Source organism: Ochrobactrum sp. S1502_03, from assembly GCF_044435015.1.
Classification (GTDB): Bacteria; Pseudomonadota; Alphaproteobacteria; order Rhizobiales; family Rhizobiaceae; genus Brucella; species Brucella chromiisoli.
The window spans coordinates 1-24,600 of record NZ_JAYEXN010000007.1 but is presented as its reverse complement, the minus strand read 5'-3'; the positions used below and the strand labels follow the sequence as shown (position 1 = coordinate 24,600).

Sequence of the window (24,600 nt, the reverse complement as noted above, 5' to 3'; positions counted from 1 at the left end):
CTTTTTTGCTTTATAAGGGGAGGTTTTGCGATGCGATTTTATAAAATGAGTGTGGCACTTCCGACCCTCGGTTTCGCGGGGCTGCTTTTCGGTATGCAACCGGCACAGGCGGACACCTGTGATGAGCAGGTCTTTCAGGATACAAAATTCATTATCTGTACGGTGAAGGCCAAAGAAAACCTGCGTCTGTTTTGGAAGGGCGCAGAGGGTGAGCCGTATCGCAATTTCTCGAAAATTGCAGATGCGGTGGCTGCGCAAGGCAAGACGCTGTCATTCGCGTTTAATGCAGGAATGTATCAGACCGATTTCTCGCCGATGGGGCTTTATGTCGAGGACGGGCAGGAACTGGTTGCTGCCGATACAAAAGCGCCTCAGCGTGCGTCTGGCCCGGTTCCAAACTTCTATAAAAAGCCCAATGGCATTTTCTATTTTGATAAAGACAGCGCCGGTATTGTTTCAACCGAGCGATTTCTAAAGCGCCGACCGCAGGCGCGCTTTGCGACGCAGTCCGGACCGATGCTGGTCATTGAGAACAAGCTCAACCCGATTTTGATCAAAGACTCGACGGACCGGACCCGCAGAAGCGGTGTTGGTGTTTGTGATGATGAGAGCATTCGCTTCGCAATTAGCGAAGATGCGGTGAATTTCTATGATTTCGCATCGCTGTTTCGTGACGGGCTGAAATGTCCGAATGCGCTGTTCCTCGACGGCGGCGGCGGTGCTGGAATTTATAATCCTGCCATGGGAAGAAATGACATCTCATGGCATGGCGGATATGGGCCGATTGTGGGATTTGTTGAATAGAGTGCATGAAAAAGGCGGGTTTAAAAACCCGCCTTTTTCATTCATTCAGCAGCTTCTGCTTTGCGCCCCGGACGGCGCTCCAGCAGTTCCTTGAGGAATTGGCCTGTGTAAGAGCGCTTTTCCTTCACGATGTCTTCGGGGCGCCCAACAGCGACAATCTCACCGCCGCCATCGCCGCCTTCCGGACCAAGATCGATAACCCAGTCGGCAGTCTTGATGACTTCGAGATTGTGCTCAATGACCACAACTGTATTGCCCTGTTCAACCAGTTCATGCAGCACTTCGAGAAGTTTTGCCACATCATGAAAGTGCAGGCCGGTTGTCGGTTCATCCAGAATATAGAGCGTTCGCCCGGTGGCTTTGCGTGAAAGTTCCTTGGCGAGTTTCACGCGCTGCGCTTCACCGCCAGAAAGGGTTGTGGCCTGCTGGCCTACTTTTACATAACCAAGTCCCACTTTAACGAGCGTCTCAAGCTTGTCGCGCACAGCTGGAACGGCTGTGAAGAATTCAGCGCCTTCTTCAACTGTCATATCGAGAACATCGGCAATCGACTTGCCTTTGAACTGTACTTCCAGAGTTTCACGATTGTAGCGTTTGCCGTGGCAGACGTCACAGGTGACGTAAACATCCGGCAGGAAGTGCATCTCGATCTTAATGACGCCATCGCCCTGACAGGCTTCACAACGACCACCTTTCACGTTGAAGGAGAAGCGTCCGGGCTGATAACCACGGGCTTTGGCCTCCGGCAGACCTGCGAACCAGTCACGGATCGGTGTGAAAGCGCCGGTATAGGTTGCCGGATTGGAACGTGGTGTGCGGCCAATCGGTGACTGATCAATGTCGATGACTTTATCGAGGAATTCGAGGCCTTCTATACGGTCATGTTCCGCCGGATGTTCGCGTGAGCCCATGATGCGACGCGAGGCAGCCTTGAACAGCGTTTCGATCAGGAAGGTGGATTTACCGCCGCCAGACACCCCGGTTACAGCGGTGAATGTGCCAAGTGGAATATCCGCCGAAACATTTTTCAGATTGTTGCCGCGTGCGCCGACAACCCGGATGCGCTTGTTCTTGGTCAGTTTGCGGCGCTCAGCCGGAACTGCCACCTCCATCGCACCCGACAAATATTTGCCGGTTAGCGAGTTCGGGTTGGACATGACGTCTTTCGGCGTGCCCTGCGCGATGATCTTGCCACCATGAACACCAGCCGCCGGGCCAATATCGACCACATAATCGGCTGTCAGGATCGCATCTTCATCATGCTCGACGACGATCACGGTATTGCCGAGATCGCGTAAGTGACGAAGCGTGTCGAGAAGACGGGCATTGTCGCGCTGATGAAGGCCGATGGATGGTTCATCAAGCACGTAAAGCACGCCGGTCAGACCGGAGCCGATCTGAGAAGCGAGGCGAATACGTTGACTTTCACCGCCCGAAAGTGTGCCGGAGTTGCGCGCAAGCGTCAGATAGTCGAGGCCGACATCATTGAGGAATTCCAGACGCTCGCGGATTTCCTTCAAGATACGGGCTGCAATTTCGCGCTGCTTGTCATTGAAGCTGCCATCAATATCACGAAACCATGCATCGGCATTGCGGATCGACATGCCGGTGATTTCACCAATGTGTTTCATGCCAACTTTGACGGCCAGCGCTTCCGGCTTCAGGCGAAAGCCTTTACAAGCCGGGCAGGGCGTTGAAGACATGAAGCGCTCGATTTCCTCACGCGACCATGCCGAATCGGTTTCTTTCCAGCGGCGTTCGAGATTGGGGATCACACCCTCAAAAGCCTTGGTGGTCTGATAGGCGCGCAGGCCATCATCATACTGGAAGGTGATTTCCTTGCCCTTGGTGCCATAGAGAATGGCAGTCTGCGCTTCATCGGAAAGATCGGACCATTTGGCACTCAGCTTGAAGCCATAGGCTTTGCCGAGCGCTTCCAGCGTCTGATTGTAATAAGGTGAAGACGAACGGGCCCATGGCGCAACGGCTCCATCTTTCAGAGAGGCGGAATGATCGGGAATGATCAGGTTCGGGTCAATCGCCTGTTGCGTGCCAAGACCGTCACAGGTCGGGCATGCACCAAAGGGATTGTTGAATGAGAACAGGCGCGGTTCGATTTCGGGAATGGTGAAACCGGACACCGGACAGGCAAATTTTTCCGAAAACATAACGCGTTCATGCGTTTCATTTGCCGATTTGTTGGCGCTACCACCGGCAGATGTATCCTCGGCCAGCAATGGTTTGTCGGCGAATTCTGCGATTGCCAAACCTTCTGCCAGTTTGAGGCAGGTTTCAAGGCTGTCGGCGAGGCGGGTTCCGAGATCAGGGCGCACCACAACGCGGTCCACAACCACATCAATATCGTGCTTGTATTTCTTGTCGAGGGCTGGAACGTCAGCAATTTCGTAAAAGGTGCCATCGACCTTCACGCGCTGAAAACCCTTCTTCTGAAGCTCGGCCAATTCCTTTTTGTATTCGCCTTTACGCCCACGAACGATAGGCGCCAGGATATAAAGACGGGTGCCTTCTTCCAACGCCAGAACCCGATCAACCATCTGGCTGACAGTCTGGCTTTCAATCGGCAGGCCGGTCGCAGGCGAATAAGGCACGCCCACGCGCGCGAAGAGCAGGCGCATGTAATCGTAGATTTCGGTGACGGTGCCGACAGTTGAACGCGGATTGCGGCTCGTTGTCTTCTGTTCGATGGAAATGGCCGGGGATAGACCATCGATCTGATCAACATCCGGCTTCTGCATCATTTCAAGGAACTGGCGCGCATAGGCTGAAAGGCTTTCGACATAGCGACGCTGGCCTTCCGCGTAGATCGTATCGAAAGCCAGCGATGATTTGCCGGAGCCTGAAAGGCCGGTCATCACGATCAGCTTGTCGCGTGGCAGATCAAGATCGACATTTTTCAGATTGTGTTCACGCGCGCCACGTATGGAAATGAATTTCTGATCGCTCATTCCGCGTCCTGCCTGTTTCGTCATGTCGTAGAGTGGCTGGCGCCGAAAAATTTATGGTGCGCCGCTCCACAATATGGGGATGAACCCTTTCAAAGGAAAGGGGCTGTTCAGTCGCTTTCCGGGTTCTAACGCCGGAACAAAGATCGAACAACCAGTCATCTGATAGGCGATACGAAATGTGAACGCAAGAGCGTTGACTGTTACTCCTGACAGGAGCAAACTATATTTGCTCGCCGGATGGAGGGACATCGCAGAATTGAAACGATGTCGACAAGAGGTCTGACTGGCTGAGTAAACGTAATAGGGAGATAGGAGCATGAGTCCACCTGACGACGTTGCATAGCTTTCATCATGATGAGAGCACAATTACTTGCAGTCTTAACTGCTTCATTTGCAAGGAATGATGCATTTTTGATTGAGACAGGTAGTTGCAGAAAATTTAAAAAATGCGCGGCAATCTGGCATCGTCGCTCAGATTTCCGAATAAATTTATCGGCGAATTACTGTCGATATAAGAGCTTAGCTCAACCCCAAGCCCTGCGCGCCTAAGAAACAGTGAGCGGCAGGGCTTAACTCTGCGAAGATTTTCCGGTTTCTATAGCGTGTCGCGTTTAATCGAATCCAATACGCTTGCTTTTTCTTCTTGTTTTACACATGCCGTTCTCGGATCGTAGGGGGAATGGAAATCAGGCCGGTGAACGAATTTCCCCGCGACGTTGGACCTCACTTTTCCGCAACATGCTTTATCTCTCCATGTATAAAATCTGCATTAAAATCCATTTCAAGCTTGTAAATTGAACAAAACAAGAACATAAACTTCTGTGGACATTGCCGGAATTCGCCGCGCGAGCATGAGCGCGGTGGAAGTGGCTGCTGTAAGGTGATAGTTGAATTTTAGGCCAATACCTTTTGGTATTTGACCATTCTTTAAAAGTAGACGCCGTTTGGCAGGGCTGAGAAGCGCGCTGGATGGGTGGATGCGAGAGATCCGGAGTAAGTTTTCAATGGCTGGTAGCGTCAACAAAGTCATTCTGATCGGCAATCTTGGTGCTGATCCAGAAATCCGCCGCCTTAATTCAGGCGATCAGATCGCCAATCTGCGTATTGCGACGTCGGAAAGCTGGCGCGACCGTCAGTCCGGTGAGCGCAAGGAACGTACCGAGTGGCATAGTGTTGTCATCTTCAATGAAAATCTTGCCAAGGTGGCAGAGCAGTATTTGAAGAAGGGGTCCAAGGTTTATATCGAGGGCGCGCTGCAGACGCGTAAGTGGCAGGATCAGAACGGTAATGATCGTTACTCGACTGAAATCGTGTTGCAGAAATTCCGGGGCGAACTTCAGATGCTTGATAGCCGCGGCGAAGGTGGTGGCGAGGGGCGGTCGTTCGGCGGCGGTGGTAATCGCAACCAGATGTCGGATTATTCCGGCGGCGGAAGCGATTTTGGATCGTCCGGCCCATCCAATCAGGGTGGTGGCAGCGGCGGCGGTTTCGCGCGCGACCTTGATGATGAAATTCCATTCTGATAAAAAAGCGGGCGTCACAAGCGCCCGCTTTTTTAGTTGGATTGATTGATAAAAAGAATAATATAAGCTGCTGTTTTAGCTTATTATTATCTGTTATCGTCTCGTTGATTATTTCCATAAAATGCGCCGTAGACAGATGACTTTTGCGATCGGACTGGATGAACGAAGTGAAATGGCTTTTGGCGGAAGAGCTGATCTGCTGCATCCCCATTCGCTGGGCATTATTTTTTCCGATGTGATTTTCTGTTGGGCGCGTGTGTTGTGATGCGGGCGGATCATACTCTTAACGGGTGTTTTGTTGCTGTTGTCGGTCCCAGTGGTGCCGGTAAAGATACGATTATGGACGCGGCGCGTGAGATACTGAAAGATGATCCGCGGTTTCATTTTGTGCGGCGCGTTATCACCCGACCACAAATGCCGGGCACTGAAGATCACGACAGTCTGGACGAGGAAGCTTTTCGCAAAGCGGCAGACGAGGGTGCTTATGCGCTTCAATGGCAGGCGCATGGTTTGAGCTATGGTCTGCCGCGTTCGCTGGATACCAAACTTGCGGAAGGCGCGGTTGTTATCGCCAATGTTTCGCGTCGGGTTCTGACGGATATTCGCAGACAGTATCAATCACGTTCCATCGTGCTGATAACTGCACAATCGTCCGTATTGGCTGAGCGACTGGCAGCACGTGGGCGAGAAACACGGGCACAGATCGAAAAGCGTTTGGCGCGTGAAGTGCGCTTCGATCATCAGGCTGACGACGTTGTGATGATCGATAATTCTGGAGCAGTGGCGACATCCATCGAAGCCTTCCTCGCACACTTAGAGCGGTTCCGGTTCTGATTGAATTCAGATCGGCAGCCTAAAGGGAAAACGAAGTGTCGGCGAGGGATATGTGCTTATCCTGTGATCAGCGACCTGACGCCATCTGCAACGAATTGCACGGCAAGGGCTGCCAATATGACGCCTAGCAGGCGCGTCAGGATTGAGCGGCCCGTTTCTCCGAGGAAGCGGTCAACGCGTTCTGCAAGCAACAGCACCAGATATGTAATGAGCAGGCAGGTAAATATGACCAGTAGCAGAACGGCGTGTTCTGCCGGTCCAGTGAACGAATCGGACGTCAGAACAATGGCGGAAATTGCACCCGGACCGGCTATCAGTGGTATGGCAAGCGGGAAGGCTGCGATATTGCGGATATGATCCTTGGTGATGGCAACTTCGGCGCTCTTTTCCTTGCGCTCGGTTCGCTTTTCGAAAATCATTTCGAAGGCGATCCAGAACAGAAGCAGACCGCCTGCGACGCGAAAAGCGCCGATACTGATGCCGAACATGCCGAGTATCTGCGCGCCAGCAATTGCAAACAGCGCCATTACCCCAAAGCCGATGATGGATGCGCGCAGCGCAACCTGTCCGCGATGGTTGCGATCCATGCCGGGTGTCAATGCAAGAAACAAAGGAGCCAGACCGGGCGGATCGATTGTGACAAGCAGGGTGACGAAGGCGCTGAAAACCGTATCGTAGAACCCCATGCTAAACGCGCCTCTTTTTTTGATATTTTTTGCCTGATTTGTGAAGCAGAGTGTAGCTGATCAAAGCCGCGCGGTCGATGTAAAGCACACGCTCAGGCAACATCATTACGCGATGTTTATGTGAATATCTTTCAAGTGCTTGATAAGATGGGCGAAATTAGCTGCTCGAATTGGCCTCGAAATTGGCGTTTTGCACCATTTTGCTCTATAAAGTGACTTTATCGATTCTGTTGAGAAAGATATCTGAATAGTGTCAGATCTAACGCCTCCACCCGGTTCCGAAGATATGAATGGCGGCCCGAGCGGCCCTACAGGTATCGAACCGATTTCCATTATTGAGGAGATGCAGCGCTCCTATCTCGATTACGCAATGAGCGTTATCGTGAGCCGCGCCCTGCCTGACGTGCGCGATGGCTTGAAACCAGTGCATCGTCGTATTCTCCATGCCATGAACGAGATGAACCTCGCTTACAATCGCCCCTACCGAAAGTCGGCAGGTGTGATCGGTGAAGTGATGGGTAAGTACCATCCGCATGGTGACGCTTCTATTTATGACGCCTTGGTGCGTATGGCGCAGGACTTCTCCTTGCGCGATCCACTCGTGGACGGCCAGGGCAACTTCGGTTCCATCGATGGCGATCCGCCAGCGGCGATGCGTTATACCGAATGCCGTCTGGAGAAGGTCACTGAATCCCTTCTGTCGGATATCGACAAGGATACGGTTGATTTTCAGGACAACTATGATGGCCGTGAGCGGGAACCAATGGTTCTGCCAGCCCGCTTTCCGAACCTGCTTGTCAATGGTTCGGGCGGCATTGCGGTTGGTATGGCAACCAACATTCCGCCGCATAATCTGGGCGAAGTCATTGATGGTTGCGTTGCGCTGATTGAAAATCCAGCCATTGAGCTGGAAGAAATCATGGAAATTATTCCCGGCCCGGATTTTCCGACCGGTGGTATTATCCTTGGACGTGCTGGCATCAATTCTGCCTATACGACGGGTCGTGGCTCGGTCATCATGCGTGGTCGCGTGGCGATTGAACCGATGCGTGGTGATCGTGAAGCGATCATCATCACTGAAGTTCCCTATCAGGTGAACAAAGCATCGATGATCGAGAAAATGGCCGAACTGGTACGCGACAAGCGTATCGAGGGCATTTCTGATCTGCGCGATGAATCGGACCGCGATGGTTATCGCGTTGTGGTCGAGCTCAAGCGTGATGCTGTTGCGGATGTCGTGCTCAACCAGCTTTACCGCTACACACCGCTGCAAACCTCTTTCGGCTGCAACATGGTGGCGCTGAATGGCGGCAAGCCTGAACAGCTTAATCTTCTCGATATGCTGCGCGCTTTCGTGGCGTTCCGCGAAGAAGTGGTAACGCGCCGCACCAAGTTCCTGCTCAACAAAGCGCGTGATCGCGCGCATGTGTTGGTTGGTCTGGCAATCGCAGTTGCCAATATTGACGAAATCATTGCTCTCATTCGTCGTGCGCCGGATCCGGCAACCGCGCGTGAGCAGTTGATGGAGCGTCGCTGGCCTGCTGCTGATGTGGCGCCGCTGATTCGTTTGATCGATGATCCGCGTCACAGGATCAATGAGGATAACACCTATAACCTCTCGGAAGAGCAGGCGCGTGCTATTCTTGATCTTCGCCTGCAGCGCCTGACAGCGCTCGGTCGCGAAGAAGTGGCGGATGAGCTGAACAAGATTGGCGAAGAAATTCGCGATTATCTGGATATTCTCAGCTCGCGCATTCGCGTTATGACAATCGTCAAGGAAGAGATGATTGCTGTTCGCGACGAGTTTGCCACGCCGCGCCGTACCGAGTTTGGTCTTGGTGGCGCCGAAATGGACGATGAAGACCTGATCGCTCGCGAAGATATGGTCGTGACTGTCAGCCATGCCGGTTATATCAAGCGTGTGCCGCTGGCCACTTATCGTGCACAGCGCCGTGGCGGCAAGGGCCGCTCCGGTATGGCCACCAAGGACGAGGATTTCGTAACCCGTCTGTTCGTCGCCAATACGCATACGCCGGTTCTGTTCTTCTCCTCGCGCGGTATCGTCTACAAGGAAAAAGTCTGGCGTCTGCCGGTCGGCAATCCGCAGTCGCGTGGCAAGGCGCTCATCAACATGTTGCCGTTGCAGCAGGGCGAGCGCATCACCACGATCATGCCGCTGCCGGAGGATGAGGAATCCTGGGCAAACCTCGACGTCATGTTCTCGACCACGCGTGGTACGGTTCGCCGTAACAAGCTCAGCGACTTCGTTCAGGTCAACCGCAACGGTAAGATCGCGATGAAGCTCGAAGAAGAGGGCGATGAAATCCTCTCGGTTGATACCTGTACGGAATTCGATGACGTTCTTCTGACCTGTGCTGGTGGCCAGTGCATTCGCTTCCCTGTCACTGATGTGCGCGTCTTTGCTGGTCGTAACTCGATTGGCGTGCGCGGTATCAATCTGGCAGAAGGCGATAAGGTCATCTCGATGGCTATTCTGCATCACGTTGATGCGGATGCTGCCGAACGTGCAGCTTACCTCAAGCGTTCGATTGCGGAACGCCGTGCGCAGGGTGCGGACGATGCCGATGATATTGTTGTTGTCGGTGAAGACGTCGAAAATGAAACCGAGCTTAACGACGAACGCTATCAGGAACTGAAGGCGCGTGAGCAGACCGTTCTTACCGTTAGTGAGTATGGTTATGGTAAGCGGTCTTCGTCTTATGAGTTCCGCGTTTCCGGCCGTGGTGGTAAGGGTATTCGCGCAACCGATACGTCGAAAACCGATGAAATCGGCAAGCTGGTTGCTCTGTTCCCGGTCGAGGCCAGCGATCAGATCTTGCTGGTTTCAGACGGCGGTCAGCTGATCCGTGTGCCGGTCGGCGGCATTCGTATCGCTGGACGTTCGACCAAGGGTGTCACGATCTTCAATACGGCTGACGGCGAAAAGGTCGTCTCGGTTGAGCGCATTTCGGAAACGGAAAGCGATGAAGAGAATGGCGCTGCCGAGATTGATGAAATCGCGGTTGAAGGTGATGCACCTGCAGCCGGTGGCGAAGAGTAAAAAAATGCGCTGATACGCAAGTGTCAGCGCGCTCTGTGATCCAAATGAAAAGGCCGGTGGCGGAAGCCATCGGCCTTTTTGAGATGTCAGGACTGGAGGGCACTGACGATCTTTGAAACTTTATTTAACGCGAACTCAATTTACGCACGGCGTTTAGATTAAAAGCGGCGGGACGTATGCGTTGGCGCTTTGCTTCATTCTCTTCCAGAAGCAAAACAATCGCCGATGCAGCCATTGCTACCATCATGGATAATGCCAGAAGAAATATCATCATCGCGGTATCCTTTCATTATAGATACGCTTGAGAAGCAAAAAGGTTGCAGCAAAGGTGCGCTCATGATGGTAAATCGGTTGTGAACTTGTCGTGAAATCGTGCTTCATTGCTCATTCAATTTGTTTTCTTGGTTTCTGATTTCTTTCCAATTGTGGTTGTTGTTGAAAATCTGATGAGAAAAGGCTAGCTGGTAGAAATGACGATCGCGATTTATGCGGGTTCATTCGACCCGATCACCAATGGCCATATGGATGTCCTGAAAGGCGCGCTCCGTCTTGCCGATCAGGTTATTGTTGCTATCGGCGTACATCCGGGTAAAAAACCGCTTTTCAGCTTTGAGGAGCGTGTTGCGCTTATTAACGCAAGCTCCAGCGAATTGCTTGGCGCTGATGCAAAGCGTGTGTCGGTAATTTCATTCGATGCACTGGTGATTGATGCGGCGCGCAAGCATGGCGCAAAGCTCATGGTGCGCGGCCTGCGCGATGGCACCGATCTTGATTATGAAATGCAGATGGCAGGCATGAATGGGACAATGGCACCGGAATTGCAGACTGTCTTTCTGCCAGCCGATCCTGCTGTGCGCACAATTACTGCCACATTGGTTCGCCAGATTGCCTCAATGGGAGGCGACATAAAGCCCTTCGTTCCGGTTGCTGTCGCTAAAGCACTGGAAGCAAAATTCAAATCCTGATTCAGGGAGTTTCTCGGTTATGTCATTTATTCGTTCGGCGTTCGCCGCAGCCAGCATTGTTGCGTTATCTCACGGGGCTGCCTTGGCAGCGGACACGCTTAATTTGCAGCTTAAAGATGGTAATGTTGCAATTGAGCTTGAACCAAAGCTTGCACCAAAACACGTTGCTCAGATTGAGAAGCTGGTAAAGGAAGGCGCTTATGATGGCGTTGCTTTCCACCGCGTGATTCCGGGCTTCATGGCTCAGACCGGCGATGTGAAGTTTGGTAATGTCGACAAGGGTTTCAATGCATCGCGTGTGGGTACTGGTGGCTCTGAATTGCCAAACATTCCAGCCGAATTCTCCAAGGAGCCTTTTGTGCGTGGCACGGTTGGCATGGCACGCAGCCAGGATCCAAATTCGGCCAACTCGCAATTCTTCATTATGTTCAATGACGGCGCCTTCCTGAACGGCCAGTACACTGTGGTTGGCAAGGTTGTCAGTGGCATGGATGTGGTTGATAAGATCAAAAAGGGAAGTGAATCCGACAATGGCTCGGTTGAAAACCCTGACAAAATCATCAAAGCCACAATCGAAAAGAAATAAGTTTTAAATTCAACGCGTATCCCTGTCCCAAAAACCAATCAAATTTGGGGGGATACGCTCAATAGGAGAGGCCCGATGGCTTATAAAGACCCGGAAAACACGCTCGTTCTTGAAACCACCAAGGGCAATGTCGTTCTCGAACTCTTCCCTGATCTGGCTCCCGGCCATGTCGAACGCATCAAGGAACTGGCACGCGAAGGCGCATATGACGGCGTTGTATTCCACCGTGTAATCGACGGCTTTATGGCGCAGACCGGCGACGTGAAGTTCGGCAAGACGGGTGGTGCGCATTTCAACGGCGCACGCGCTGGCATGGGCGGTTCGGATAAGCCTGACCTCAAGGCTGAATTTTCGAACACCCAGCACAAGCGCGGTACAGCTTCGATGGCTCGTTCGCAGAACCCGAATTCGGCTAACTCGCAGTTCTTTATCTGCTTTACCGATGCTCCATGGCTTGACCGTCAGTACTCCGTATGGGGTCAGGTTATCGAAGGCATGGACAATGTTGACAAGATCAAGCGTGGCGAACCTGTTACTGATCCAGACGTGATCGTCACAGCACGCATCGCTTCCGACATCTAATTCTGTCATTTCTATAGAAATATAGCGGCTCCGGTTTTGCCGGGGCCGCTCTTGCTTTGCCGAGGTTTATGATGCGTGTTGATCTTTTCGATTTCGATTTACCGGAAGAGAGTATTGCTCTGCGTCCAGCCGAGCCGCGCGATCACGCCAAGCTGTTGCGTGTGCGTCCCGGCCAGCCATTCGAAGATCGACAGGTATTTGAATTGCCTGATCTGTTGCAGCCGGGTGATGCACTGGTTTTCAACGATACAAAAGTCATTCCCGCACAGCTTGAAGGGATGCGTGAGCGCGATGGCAATATTTCGCAGGTGAGTGCGACGCTTCACATGCGTACCGGCCCGGATCGCTGGAAAGCATTTCTGCGCCCGGCCAAGCGCGTGAAAGAAGGCGATCGCATCCGTTTCGGTCATTCCGGTTCAAGCTGTTCCCTTGGAACTCTCGACGCGACCGTTGCCGAAAAGGGAGATGCGGGGGAGGTGCTGCTGGTGTTTGACCTTTCGGGTGCCATGCTCGATGAAGCCATTGCTTCCGTTGGCCATATTCCTTTGCCGCCCTATATCGCATCCAAGCGCTCTGAAGACGAGCGCGACCGCAGCGATTATCAGACTGTTTACGCGCGCGAAGAAGGCGCTGTCGCTGCACCGACTGCCGGGCTGCATTTCACACCAGAGCTGCTCAAAAAAATCCGCGAGCGTGGCATCGAAGAGCATTTCGTGACGCTGCATGTCGGGGCGGGCACATTTCTGCCGGTCAAAGCCGACGATACGACGGACCACAAGATGCATTCCGAGATCGGTTATGTTTCGCAGGAGACTGCCGATGCGCTCAATGCCGTTCATGCCCGCGGTGGCCGGGTGATCTGTGTTGGTACAACATCGCTGCGTCTTATTGAGAGTGCTGCCGGTGAAGATGGCATCATTCGCCCATGGGCCGGGCCGACGGATATTTTCATCACACCGGGCTACAAGTTCCGGGCAGTCGATCTGCTGATGACCAATTTTCATCTGCCGCGCTCGACGCTCTTCATGCTTGTTTCGGCCTTCAGCGGTTTTGAAACCATGCATGAAGCTTATAAGCGCGCCATCGACACAGGCTATCGTTTCTATTCCTACGGGGACTCTTCCCTTTTAGAACGTGCATGAACCTGTTTCCTTTTCCGGCATAATTCATTAGAGACACGCCATGACCAGCGAAAATTTTGAATTCAAAGTGCTTGCGCGTGATGGCGCAGCCCGTCAGGGCGAAATCTCCATGCCGCGCGGCGTGGTACGTACGCCTGCCTTCATGCCGGTTGGCACAGCCGGAACCGTCAAGGCCATGTATATGGATCAGGTGAAGGATTTGGGCGCGGATATTATCCTCGGCAATACCTATCATCTGATGCTGCGTCCGGGTGCCGAACGCGTGGCCCGTCTTGGCGGCCTGCATGAATTTGGCGGCTGGAAAGGCCCAATTCTGACCGATTCCGGCGGGTTTCAGGTCATGTCGCTCGCACAGTTGCGTAAGCTTAATGAAAATGGCGTGACCTTCCGCTCGCATATCGACGGCAAGCCATATGAAATGACGCCGGAGCGCTCCATCGAAATTCAGGGGCTGCTCGACAGCGATATTCAGATGCAGCTCGATGAGTGCGTGGCGCTGCCATCACCGGAAAGCAACACAGAACGCGCGATGGAACTGTCGCTGCGGTGGGCTGAGCGTTGCAAGGTGGCATTTGGCACGCAGCCAGGGAAAGCGATGTTCGGCATCGTGCAGGGCGGTGACAATGCGCGCCTGCGTGAGCGCTCGGCGGAAGCACTGAAAGCGATGGACCTCAAGGGCTATTCCGTTGGTGGTCTGGCCGTTGGTGAGCCTCAGAACGTCATGCTCGACATGCTCGAAGTAGTTTGCCCGATCCTGCCAACAGAAAAGCCACGCTATCTGATGGGCGTCGGCACGCCGGATGATATTCTGAAATCCGTTGCCCGCGGGATCGACATGTTTGATTGCGTGATGCCGACACGCGCCGGGCGTCACGGTCTGGCGTTCACGCGCTTTGGCAAGGTGAACCTGCGCAATGCGCGTCATGCCGATGATCATCGTCCGCTTGATCCTGAATCAAACTGCCCGGCAACACGCGATTACAGCCGCGCCTATCTGCATCATTTGGTCAAATCGGGTGAAGCACTGGGTGGAATGCTTCTCACATGGAACAATCTGGCCTATTACCAGTATCTTATGCAGGGTATTCGTGCAGCGATTGCGGAAGGTCGTTTTGAAGATTTTGCAGCTGAAACGACAGCCGGATGGGAGAGGGGCGATATACCCGCTCTTTAATTTAACAAAAAACGCGCCTCATAGGCGCGTTTTTTGTATGTATGTTAAATCAATAAGTTACCCGGCTTCGAGCAGCTTTTCCAAGCGGCAGATGACGGAATGGCGTTCTTCGTCGTTCACAATGTCGCAGTCGAGCAAGCGCCCGCATTCTAAGCCTGTCAGCGCCAGATAAGTAATTAAAACAAGATCATTATCGGTTGCATCTTTCAACATTCGATCCAACAAGGCTCGGTGGTAACGCCTGACCGGGATCATGAAATCCGGATTTTCGACGAGGGCAGCAAGGATGCCGCTGGCTGGCGGCTCATCATCTGCCTGAAGACGAAAAACATCAAAAAAGGCGCGTACAACCCGATTTTTATCGCCGCGTTGAAGGGTTTCCTGAACCTCCATCGCCCGTTCGTGTTCTCTCATATATTCTTCGACCACACCCTCAAGCAATTTTGCTTTTGTTGGAAACGAATAGAGCAATCCGCCCTTTGAGAGGCCCGCGCGAGCGGCAACCGCGTCGAGAGAGAGATGGGCTGGGCCGACCTCTTGGGCGAGTTCCACTGCTGCGCGCAAAATGCGCTCTCGCGAAGAGACCTTATTCTTGGTATGCAATTCCAGTGGTCTCCTGACAGTTCAATAGTTGACAATACCGTCCAGACGGTACAGTTATTTTCGACAGTTATTCAAGTAAAATACGTGCGACCAAATTGTGAGCAACAAATAGGACGCGCGCCAATGACACCCTGGAGTGCTTCCGCAATGATCAAACGCCTTATTCTGGCAATTATTTTCCTCGTGATCGTCGTGGGAGGGCTCGTCGGTTTTAACCTGTTCAGGACACAGGCGATTAAGGACTTCTTCGCCAATATGCAGCAGCCGGCCAAGACGGTTTCCACGATCACGCTGGAGCCGACGACATGGACGCCGGGCATCGAAGCGATTGGGTCGGCCAATGCAATCAATGGTGTTGACCTGACGGTTCAGGTTAGTGGCATTGTCGATAAAATCGACTTTAAAGCCAACCAGGAAGTAAAAAAGGGGACGGTCCTTCTCCAACTCGAAAACAGCATCGAGACTGCGGACCTTGTTGCTGCGAAGGCCGAGGCCGTGCTTGCAGACCAGAATCTGAAGCGTGCTGAAACCTTGCGCACGCGCGGTGTAGGTGCGGTTTCCGACGTTGATACGACGGCAGCTGCGGCGAGTGCCAAAAAGGCCGCTGTTGCAAAGATGCAGGCTGTACTTGATCAGAAGACGGTAACAGCACCGTTTACGGGTGTTATTGGTATTGCGAAGGTTGATATCGGTCAGTATCTGACACCGGGCACCGTAATCGGGACCTTGCAGGAAACCGACAAGATGCGCATCGATTTCACGGTGCCGGAACAGTCGTTGCCTGAGCTTAGGCTCGGCCAACCCGTGCAGGTTGGTCCAAGCATGGAACAGCTCAATTATAATGGCAAGATCGTTGGTATCGATCCCAAGATCGATCCTGCGAGCCGCCTGGTTTCTGTGCGTGCGGAAGTTCAGAATGACGAACCTCGTCTGACACCAGGTCAGTTTGTTCAGGTTCGTGTTGAACTGCCAAAGGAAGACAATGTGCTGGCGCTGCCACAGACTGCTGTCATTCGCAGCCTGTATGGCGACTATGTCTATGCTGTTCGTCCGGCACAGCCAAAAGAGGGCGAAAAAGCGCCTGAAGGTGATGCTAAAAAGCTGGTTGCCCAGCAGGTTTTCGTAAAAATCGGCCGGAGTTATGGTGGTGTGGTTGAGATCACGGATGGCCTCAAGGCTGGCGACATCGTGATTACAGCAGGCCAGAACCGGCTTTCAGCGGGAACGCCCGTAACGATTGACAACACGGTCAATCCGATCCCAGCGGCTGACAAGTAATAGGCGAGCAAGATGAGTTTTTCCGATATTTTCATCCGGCGACCCGTACTTGCTACCGTGGTCGCTCTTATGATCATTCTTCTCGGCCTTCAGGGTATCGCGCAGCTTTCTGTGCGCGAATATCCGAAAGTCGATGAGACAGTTATTACCATATCGACCGCTTATGCGGGGGCAAGCGCTGAGCTTATTCAGGGTTTCATCACCTCTCCAATTGCAGAGTCGGTGGCGACGACTGAAAACATTGATTACGTCACATCATCCAGCCGTCCATCGTCGAGCACGGTGACGGTTCAGATGAAACTGGGCGCTAATCCCGATGCGGCACTCACGGAAGTGATTGCCAAGGTTAATCAGGTTCGCGGCAATCTGCCGACTGAATCTGATGATCCCGTGATCGTCAAGGGAACGGGGCAGAGCTTCGCAACCATGTATTTGGCTGCGCAGAACCCCAATATGACCAGCGAACAGATCACTGAATATTTGCAGCGCGTCATGCAGCCGCGTATCTCCACCGTTCAGGGTGTGGCGAAGGCTGATATTCTGGGTGGTCAGGTCTATTCGATGCGCGTCTGGATTGATCCGATCCAGCTTGCCGCGCGTCAGGTTACGGCGGCTGAAGTACTGGCGGCGATTAAAGCGTCGAACTTCCTGTCTGCGCCTGGACAGACAAAAAACGAGTATGTTGCATCATCGATTACGCTTGAATCGACCTTGCAGACACCGGAAGCTTTTGGCGCAATGCCGATTAAATCAACCGGCGATCAGATTGTGCGTCTGCGCGATGTGGCGAAAGTTGAGCTTGCTGCGAAAAGTACAGATACGATTGTTTCGTTCAACGGTTCGGCCGGTACGTTCCTAGCAATTTACCCGACACCGTCTGCGAACCCGATTGATGTTGCAACGGCTTTCAAGAAAGAACTGCCGGCCATTCAAGCATCTCTGCCGGAGGGCATGACACTTGATCTCGTCTATGACGCGACCGAGCAGATCAGCTCTTCCATCAATGAAGTTTTCACCACCATTGGTGAAGCTGTCGCGATCGTTATTCTGGTCATTATCATTTTCCTTGGGTCGTTCCGCTCGGTTCTTATTCCCATTGTCACGATCCCTATTTCGCTGATTGGCGTATGCTTCTTTCTCTATGTTCTCGGGTTCTCGATCAATCTTCTGTCGCTGCTTGCGATGGTTCTGGCGATTGGTCTTGTGGTCGATGACGCGATCGTGGTGCTTGAAAACATTCACCGCCATATCGAAGAGGGATTGCGTCCGATGGATGCCGCCTTCAAGGGCATGAAGGAAATTACCGGTTCGATTATCGCGATGACGATTACGCTGGCCGCGGTGTTTGCACCGCTTGGATTTACCGGTGGTCTGACTGGTTCGCTGTTCAGAGAGTTTGCTTTCACGCTGGCCGGCGCGGTTATCATTTCCGGTATTGCTGCTCTGACGATTTCACCGATGATGTGCGCCCGTATGCTCAAACACGGTGAACCGTCCCGGTTCCAGAAAATCATCGACGAGAATTTTAAGAAGCTCGAAAAGTGGTATCATGGGATGGTATCCGGGTCGCTTAATTATCGTCCGATTACATTGATGATCGTTATTGCTCTGGTGGGGCTCACAGGCTTCCTTTTCGTGAACACCTCGACGGAACTTGCTCCTGAAGAAGATTCCGGCGCTTTGTTCTCGATGTTCCAGGCTCCGCAATATGCGACCTCTGCCTATACCAACCTCTATGCAGAACAGATTGACAGCCTGACCAAAGATCTGCCGGAACTGGATACACGCTTCCAGATCGTTGGTATGGATGGCGGAACAACATCGGGTATTGCGCTCTGGGTTCTTAAAGACTGGTCCCAACGCACGCGTTCGCAAAAGCAAATTCAGGAAGATCTGACCGCAAGATTGACCAAGGTTGCGGGCGTTGACGCATTTATTTTTGCGCCTCCGTCTCTGCCCGGTGCTGGCGGTGGCTTGCCGATTTCGATTGCGCTTCAATCAACTGGCCCATCCAGTCAGGTCTTTGAACTGGCTGAAGAAATCAAGAACGAAGCTCAGGCAACAGGCCAGTTCATCATCGTCCAGAACTCGATGTCCTATAATGCGCCGCAGACCACGATCACCATTGATCGTGATCGCGCTGCAACGCTTGGCGTTCAGGTTAGCGATATTGGTTCGACGCTTGGTCTTCTGACCGGCGGTGCATCGATTGCCAAGTTCGACCGCGATTCCAATAGCTATGACATCATCACGCAGGTGCCGGATGCCTATCGCTCGACCCCGGAAAAGCTCGGCGAATTCTTTGTTCGCAGTGTTTCCGGCGCAATGATTCCGTTGTCGTCGGTTATTGAAATCAAGCAAAATGCATCGCCTGCCGCTATTGAGCAGTTTAATCAGCTCAATTCCGCTACCATTTCCGCTCTGCCAATGCCTAGTGTCACGACAGGTCAGGGCCTGCAGACGCTTGTTGATCTGGCTCGCTCGAAGATGCCGGAAGGATTTTTCCTCGACTATTCCGGTCAGTCACGACTGGAAGTCGAGCAGGGCAATACGATCCTCATCGCTTTTGGCCTTGCCGTTATCGTGATCTATCTGGTGCTTGCGGCGCAGTTCGAAAGCTTCCGCGATCCGTTCATCATCATGATGTCAGTACCGCTTTCGATCTTCGGTGCGATTGTGCCATTGAACCTTGGCCTTGGAACGCTCAACATCTACACACAGGTCGGTCTCATCACACTTGTCGGGCTGATAACCAAGCACGGCATTCTGATGGTGGAGTTCGCCAATCAGCAACGTCGCTTGCATGGTCATTCGCGTCGTGAGGCCATCATCCTCTCTGCTGAAACGCGTCTTCGGCCGATTCTGATGACCACGGCTGCCATGGCGCTCGGCGTTGTGCCGCTGATTATGGCAAGTGGTGCGGGTGCGGCCGCGCGTTACTCGATGGGGCTGGTGATCTTCACCGGTATCACAATCGGTACGGTCTTCACGCTGTTCGTGGTGCCAATGTTCTATACATTTATTGCCAAGAAGGACGTTGAAGGCGAATTCGTGCCGTCGTCGGAAGATAGCAAGGAGGCTGCGGCGGCAGCCCATCACTGAAACTTGTATTGAATAATCGGATTGAGGGCGGTCACATGTGGGCCGCCCTTTTTCTTGGGATGAAGTTGCATCCCGGCTGTTACACACCATATGAGCAAGCATGATACCTTTATCCGTCCTTGATCTTTCACCCGTCCCTGAAGGCAGTAATGCAGGGCAGTCTCTGCGCAACACGCTCGAACTGGCCCAGCAGGCCGAGAAATTGGGCTTTACGCGCTATTGGCTGGCCGAGCATCACAACATGCCGGGCATTGCCAGTGCTGCAACCTCCGTTGTGATTGGCCACGTGGCAGCGGGCACATCCACCATCCGCGTTGGTGCGGGTGGAATCATGCTGCCGAACCATTCGCCACTGGTGATCGCAGAACAATTTGGTACGCTGGCCTCGCTGTTTCCGGGGCGTATCGATCTGGGGCTTGGTCGTGCGCCGGGCACCGATCAGATGACTGCGCATGCACTTCGCCGCAATCTGGAAAGCAGCGCCAATGATTTTCCACGCGATGTCGTGGAGCTTCTCAATTATTTCAAGCCAGCCGATCCGGGGCAGCGCGTACAGGCAGTGCCGGGCGCGGGGCTGAATGTTCCTGTCTGGATTCTCGGCTCCAGCCTGTTTGGTGCGCAATTGGCTGCTATGCTGGGGCTGCCTTATAGCTTCGCCTCCCATTTTGCACCGGCTGACATGGAGCGCGCCGTCGAGCTTTATCGCGAACGGTTTGAGCCATCTGAATATCTGCAAAAGCCTTATGTCATGCTTGGGCTGAATGTCATTGCGGCGGATACGGATGAAGAAGCACATTATCTGTTCACATCGCAATTACAGGCATTTGTGAATTTGCGCAGCGGTCGTCCGGGCAAGCTGCCAGCACCTGTCGCGGGGTATCTGGAGCAACTTGATCCCTCAGCACAAGCACTGGTGCGCCAGATGCTGTCATGTCGTGTTGTGGGTGGCCCTGAAACCGTCGACAAGGGGATTCGCGAATTTGCTAAACGCACCGGCGCTGACGAACTGATGGTCACAGGCATGATCTATGACCATCAGAAGCGTCTTCGTTCTTATGAGATTGTCAGCAATTCGATGGCGTGAGGATCAAACTCGCGATTGATCTCGGTGAGAAGCCAGTCGCGAAAGGCTTTAACGGCAGGCGTGTTTGCGCGCGCCTGCGGTGTTACAAAGTAATAGCTGCTCGGGCTTTTGACGGTGTGCTGATAGGCCACGACAAGCTGCCCGTTTTCAATTTCGGCACTGATCAGAAACAGCGGCATAAGCGCAATCCCAAGACCCGCGACACAAGCCTGAGAGACATTCGAGAACTGCTCAAAGCGCATTCCGCTTGCTACAGGTGCAGCAATGTCGAGGCTTTTAAACCAGTGGTTCCATGCGCCGGGGCGTGATGCCATGTTGAAAAGCGGCAGGCGTAACAGGTCCGCAGGCGAATTGACGGGATGCTGTTTCAGAAAAGCCGGGCTGCACACAGGCGCAACCGTTTCTTCCATTAAAAATGTGCAATCGGCATTGGGCCAGTCTGGTTGGCCAATATGGATTGCCGCATCAAGGCCCTCACGTTCAAAGTCGAACTGGCCAATACGGGTGGCAAAATTCAGAATAATATCCGGATATTGCGCCACAAAACGGGGAATCCGTGGGATCAGCCAGCGGGTGCCAAATGTCGGCAGGAATGCGAGATTAAGCGTCGTTCCACGCATTTGCGACATGACCTGCAATGACGCCGCACGAATGGCGGCAAGGGCAGGGCTGATCGCATGAAGATAAGCGCGCCCGGCATCGGTCAGCATAACGTGGCGGCTGGTGCGCTCAAACAGAGCGGCGCCAAGCTGTTCTTCCAGCAGAGCGATCTGACGACTGACTGCGCCTTGCGTCAGAGACAGCTCTTCCGCAGCACTCGAAAAGCTTTCATGCCGCGCCACTGCATCAAAGGCAGCAAGCGCGCTTGTTGAAGGAAGCAGGCGTCTCGATAGCGAAATCATGATCTATTACTAAATGGAATAGATCGATGAGTAAACGTAAATTGCATGTCGAAATAGGCTGCGCCATAGTCTCTCCAACCAAATCTGAGGAGACCATTCATGTCGCGTGCCGCATTTAACTGGGAAGATCCGTTTCTGCTTGATGAGCAGCTGACCGAAGACGAGCGGATGATCCGCGACTCGGCGCAGGCTTTTGCAAGCGATGTTCTACTGCCACGCATTGAAAAAGCCTATCTGGATGAAACGACCGATCCGGACCTGTTCCGCCTTATGGGGCAGGCTGGTCTTCTTGGCGTAACGCTTCCCGAAGAATACGGCGCAGCCAATGCCGGTTATGTTTCCTATGGTCTGGTGGCGCGTGAAGTCGAGCGCATCGATTCCGGCTATCGTTCGATGATGAGTGTTCAGTCGTCGCTCGTCATGTATCCGATCTATGCTTATGGCTCAGATGAGCAGCGTAAGAAATATCTGCCGGGTCTGGTTTCCGGCGAATTGATCGGCTGCTTTGGTCTCACTGAGCCTGATGCGGGTTCCGATCCTGCGGGCATGAAAACTCGCGCCGACAAGATCGATGGCGGCTATCGCATCAGCGGTTCCAAAATGTGGATTTCCAATTCGCCGATTGCTGACGTGTTCGTAGTCTGGGCCAAGTCAACAGCGCACGACGGTGCGATCCGTGGCTTTGTGCTTGAAAAGGGCATGAAGGGTCTTTCTGCGCCGAAGATTGGCGGCAAGCTTTCGCTGCGCGCTTCGATCACTGGCGAAATCGTCATGGATGGTGTGGAAGTATCGGAAGATGCATTGCTGCCGAATGTGTCAGGCCTCAAGGGTCCGTTCGGCTGTCTCAACCGTGCGCGCTATGGCATTTCATGGGGTGTGCTGGGTGCGGCAGAGGATTGCTGGTTCCGCGCCCGTCAGTATGGTCTTGATCGCAAACAGTTCGACAAGCCGCTGGCTGGCACGCAGCTTTATCAGAAGAAGCTCGCCGATATGCAGACTGAAATCACGCTTGGCTTGCAGGCCTCTTTACGCGTTGGTCGTCTGTTTGACGAAGGCAAAATGGCGCCTGAAATGATTTCTATCGTCAAGCGCAACAATTGCGGCAAGGCGCTCGATATTGCACGGCAGGCGCGTGACATGCATGGCGGCAACGGTATTCAGATCGAGTATCACGTCATGCGCCACGCGCAAAATCTTGAAACCGTCAACACCTATGAAGGCACGCATGATGTTCATGCGCTGATTCTCGGGCGTGCGCAGACCGGCATTCAGGCCTTTTTCTGATCACCGGAAAGGTTTTGAGAAATGCAGAATACACCGCTTGCGGGTCTGAAAGTCATTGAGCTGGCCCGCATTCTGGCCGGTCCATGGGTCGGACAGACACTGTCCGACCTCGGTGCGGATGTTATTAAGGTCGAAAGCCCTGAAGGTGACGATACCCGCACATGGGGGCCGCCCTTTATCGAGGTTGAAGGCGAAAAGTCGGCCGCCTATTTCCACGCCTGCAATCGTGGCAAACAGTCGATCATCGCTGATTTTCGCACCGAAGAGGGCAGGGCACTTGTGCGTAAGCTCGTTGCCGATGCTGATGTGGTGATTGAGAATTTCAAGCTCGGCGGTCTTGATAAATACGGTCTCGATTATGAAAGCCTGAAAGCGATCAATCCACGCCTGATCTATTGCTCAATCACGGGGTTTGGCCACACCGGGCCTTATGCAGAGCGTGCGGGTTATGATTTCATGATCCAGGGCATGGGCGGTATCATGGACCTGACCGGTGAGCCGGACGGGCAACCGCAGAAGATTGGTGTGGCTTTCGCAGACATCTTTACGGGGCTTTATAGTGTCATCGCTATCCAGTCGGCGCTCATCATGCGTGAGCGCACGGGCAGGGGCCAGCATATCGATATGGCGCTGTTTGATTGTATGACAGCGGTTCTTGCCAATCAGGGCATGAACTATCTGGCATCCGGCATTTCGCCCAAGCGTATGGGTAATGCGCATCCCAATATCGCGCCTTATCAAACGCTGCCTGTATCGGATGGCTATTTCATTATCGCCTGCGGCAATGATGGTCAGTTTGCAAAGCTGACGGCTCTGCTTGGAGTTGGCGAACTGGCGAGTGATTCCCGATTTGTCACCAATTCGCTGCGCGTTGCCAATCGCGATGCTCTGACGGCTTTGTTGGAAGAGCGTACGAAGCAATGGCTACGGGATGATCTTCTGTCAGCGCTTGCCAAAACAGGTGTGCCCGCCGGGCCGATCAACACGGTTGAGGATGTGTTTTCCGACCCGCAATTTATCGCGCGTCAGATGAGAATCGATCCAGATGGTATCCCGGGGCTGCGCACGCCGATCCGATTCTCGGATGCTGAGTTAAAACTCGACAGACGTTCGCCGAAACTGGGCGAACATAGCGATAATTTATAAGAAAAGCCCGCTTCAAGCGGGCTTTTCATTTTGTCTTTGAAGATAAATCGTTGCTGCCAATCAGGCGCAAATCAAATTTTCTCAGGAAGAGAGTGGTGCGGTCGAGAAGACTTGAAAAGTCTCCTGAAAGCCCGGAGGAGGTGGGTTTAGGTGTCCCACTGTTGGTTTTCACGCGGAACTGAGCCGGTTGGGCGACTAATTTCCATCGAGAATTGAGCCATGTGAACCTACTCCCCCGCTATGAGCGATGGGAGCAACGGAGTGATCCACATGGGACTTTTAAACATCATCCGCCGTATGGCACTGCGCGAGAGGAAATCGATACGGGAGATCAGCCGGCGTACCGGTCTTTCACGCAACACGATCACCAAATATCTGAACGCGGGAACGATTGAGCCGACATTTACGGTTGCAGAGCGACCAAGCAAGCTGGATCCTTTTGCGGATAAACTGTCGAGTTGGCTTAGAACCGAGGCGAACAAATCACGCAAGCAGCGGCGAACGCTGAAGCAACTTCATGCCGATCTGGTTGTTCTCGGCTTCACCGGTTCCTATGGCCGGGTTGCCGCCTTCGCTCGTGATTGGCGAGCGGAGCGACAACGCGAGCAGCAGACAACTGGACGAGGCATATTCGTTCCGCTGTCTTTCCGGCCAGGCGAAGCATTCCAATTCGATTGGAGTGAGGACTATGCCGTGATCGGCGGGGAACGCGTGAAGCTGCAGGTGGCGCACATGAAGTTATCGCACAGCCGGGCGTTTCTTGTGCGGGCGTATCTGCTCCAGACACACGAGATGCTCTTCGATGCCCATTGGCACGGCTTCCGGGTGTTTGGCGGCGTACCTGGTCGCGGCATTTACGACAACATGAAGACGGCGGT

General features: G+C 53.3%; 20 protein-coding genes. 15 read left to right on the top strand and 5 right to left on the bottom strand.

The window, feature by feature from the left end:
* Positions 1-30 precede the first annotated feature (30 nt).
* Complete coding sequence (locus tag VBH83_RS07335) at positions 31-804, top strand: phosphodiester glycosidase family protein (RefSeq protein WP_396996979.1); 774 nt, start codon at positions 31-33, stop codon at positions 802-804.
* A 41-nt stretch (positions 805-845) separates the two neighbouring features.
* Here VBH83_RS07335 and uvrA read toward each other — a convergent pair whose 3' ends face one another.
* Complete coding sequence (gene uvrA, locus VBH83_RS07330; protein WP_265984652.1) at positions 846-3,770, bottom strand: excinuclease ABC subunit UvrA; 2,925 nt, start codon at positions 3,768-3,770, stop codon at positions 846-848.
* Positions 3,771-4,774: 1,004 nt separating this feature from the next.
* On the opposite strand from uvrA, the gene ssb reads away from it, so the two are divergent.
* Together ssb and phnN are read left to right on the top strand one after the other, a co-directional pair.
* Positions 4,775-5,293: a single-stranded DNA-binding protein gene (gene ssb, locus VBH83_RS07325; RefSeq protein WP_265984653.1), complete on the top strand. Its 519-nt coding sequence runs from the start codon at positions 4,775-4,777 to the stop codon at positions 5,291-5,293.
* Between the two features lie 264 nt (positions 5,294-5,557).
* Positions 5,558-6,127: a phosphonate metabolism protein/1,5-bisphosphokinase (PRPP-forming) PhnN gene (gene phnN, locus VBH83_RS07320; protein WP_265984654.1), complete on the top strand. Its 570-nt coding sequence runs from the start codon at positions 5,558-5,560 to the stop codon at positions 6,125-6,127.
* Between the two features lie 56 nt (positions 6,128-6,183).
* Here the strand turns inward: phnN and VBH83_RS07315 are convergent, their stop codons facing one another.
* Positions 6,184-6,813 (bottom strand): MarC family protein, encoded by a 630-nt coding sequence (locus VBH83_RS07315; RefSeq protein WP_265984655.1) that lies wholly within the window; start codon positions 6,811-6,813, stop codon positions 6,184-6,186.
* A gap of 286 nt (positions 6,814-7,099) precedes the next feature.
* Between VBH83_RS07315 and gyrA the strand changes: the two genes are divergently transcribed.
* Positions 7,100-9,874, top strand: a complete 2,775-nt coding sequence (gene gyrA / locus VBH83_RS07310; protein WP_265984745.1) for a DNA gyrase subunit A — start codon at positions 7,100-7,102, stop codon at positions 9,872-9,874.
* Between the two features lie 124 nt (positions 9,875-9,998).
* Here the strand turns inward: gyrA and VBH83_RS07305 are convergent, their stop codons facing one another.
* Positions 9,999-10,148, bottom strand: coding sequence for a hypothetical protein (locus VBH83_RS07305; RefSeq protein WP_265984656.1), 150 nt, complete (start codon positions 10,146-10,148; stop codon positions 9,999-10,001).
* A gap of 196 nt (positions 10,149-10,344) precedes the next feature.
* Here VBH83_RS07305 and coaD point away from each other — a divergent pair, with 196 nt between their 5' ends.
* The 5 genes from coaD (at position 10,345) to tgt (ending at position 14,323) form a co-directional block, all read left to right on the top strand.
* Complete coding sequence (gene coaD / locus VBH83_RS07300; protein ID WP_265984657.1) at positions 10,345-10,839, top strand: pantetheine-phosphate adenylyltransferase; 495 nt, start codon at positions 10,345-10,347, stop codon at positions 10,837-10,839.
* Positions 10,840-10,858: 19 nt separating this feature from the next.
* Entirely contained in the window at positions 10,859-11,425 is a 567-nt protein-coding gene (locus VBH83_RS07295) for a peptidylprolyl isomerase (RefSeq protein WP_265984658.1), read from the top strand.
* A 75-nt stretch (positions 11,426-11,500) separates the two neighbouring features.
* On the top strand, positions 11,501-12,007 hold the full coding sequence (locus tag VBH83_RS07290; protein WP_265984659.1) for a peptidylprolyl isomerase: 507 nt from the start codon (positions 11,501-11,503) through the stop codon (positions 12,005-12,007).
* Positions 12,008-12,078: 71 nt separating this feature from the next.
* Complete coding sequence (queA, locus tag VBH83_RS07285) at positions 12,079-13,149, top strand: tRNA preQ1(34) S-adenosylmethionine ribosyltransferase-isomerase QueA (protein ID WP_265984746.1); 1,071 nt, start codon at positions 12,079-12,081, stop codon at positions 13,147-13,149.
* Positions 13,150-13,189: 40 nt separating this feature from the next.
* Positions 13,190-14,323, top strand: coding sequence for a tRNA guanosine(34) transglycosylase Tgt (tgt, locus tag VBH83_RS07280; protein WP_265984660.1), 1,134 nt, complete (start codon positions 13,190-13,192; stop codon positions 14,321-14,323).
* Positions 14,324-14,380: 57 nt separating this feature from the next.
* Here the strand turns inward: tgt and VBH83_RS07275 are convergent, their stop codons facing one another.
* A complete protein-coding gene (locus VBH83_RS07275; RefSeq protein ID WP_265984661.1) occupies positions 14,381-14,926 on the bottom strand; it encodes a TetR/AcrR family transcriptional regulator in 546 nt (181 codons plus the stop codon).
* Between the two features lie 147 nt (positions 14,927-15,073).
* Between VBH83_RS07275 and VBH83_RS07270 the strand changes: the two genes are divergently transcribed.
* The 3 genes from VBH83_RS07270 to VBH83_RS07260 all read left to right on the top strand — a co-directional run bounded on the left by VBH83_RS07270 (position 15,074) and on the right by VBH83_RS07260 (position 20,390).
* Positions 15,074-16,204, top strand: coding sequence for an efflux RND transporter periplasmic adaptor subunit (locus VBH83_RS07270; RefSeq protein WP_396996972.1), 1,131 nt, complete (start codon positions 15,074-15,076; stop codon positions 16,202-16,204).
* Positions 16,205-16,216: 12 nt separating this feature from the next.
* Positions 16,217-19,306, top strand: a complete 3,090-nt coding sequence (locus tag VBH83_RS07265; RefSeq protein WP_265984663.1) for an efflux RND transporter permease subunit — start codon at positions 16,217-16,219, stop codon at positions 19,304-19,306.
* Positions 19,307-19,406: 100 nt separating this feature from the next.
* Entirely contained in the window at positions 19,407-20,390 is a 984-nt protein-coding gene (locus tag VBH83_RS07260; RefSeq protein WP_396996970.1) for an LLM class flavin-dependent oxidoreductase, read from the top strand.
* On the opposite strand, the gene VBH83_RS07255 is transcribed toward VBH83_RS07260, so the two are convergent.
* Positions 20,360-21,292 carry a LysR family transcriptional regulator gene (locus VBH83_RS07255; RefSeq protein WP_265984665.1) on the bottom strand — a complete coding sequence of 311 codons (933 nt, stop codon included), beginning with the start codon at positions 21,290-21,292 and terminating at the stop codon, positions 20,360-20,362. The two genes, VBH83_RS07260 and VBH83_RS07255, sit on opposite strands and share 31 nt — an antisense overlap.
* A 99-nt stretch (positions 21,293-21,391) precedes the next feature.
* Between VBH83_RS07255 and VBH83_RS07250 the strand changes: the two genes are divergently transcribed.
* From VBH83_RS07250 to istA, 3 genes are all read left to right on the top strand, one after another.
* Positions 21,392-22,576, top strand: coding sequence for an acyl-CoA dehydrogenase (locus VBH83_RS07250; protein ID WP_265984666.1), 1,185 nt, complete (start codon positions 21,392-21,394; stop codon positions 22,574-22,576).
* A gap of 21 nt (positions 22,577-22,597) precedes the next feature.
* A complete protein-coding gene (locus VBH83_RS07245) occupies positions 22,598-23,722 on the top strand; it encodes a CaiB/BaiF CoA-transferase family protein (RefSeq protein WP_265984667.1) in 1,125 nt (374 codons plus the stop codon).
* A gap of 270 nt (positions 23,723-23,992) precedes the next feature.
* Positions 23,993-24,600, top strand: a 608-nt coding sequence (gene istA / locus VBH83_RS07240; protein WP_396996966.1) for an IS21 family transposase, incomplete at its 3' end; no start/stop codon positions are given.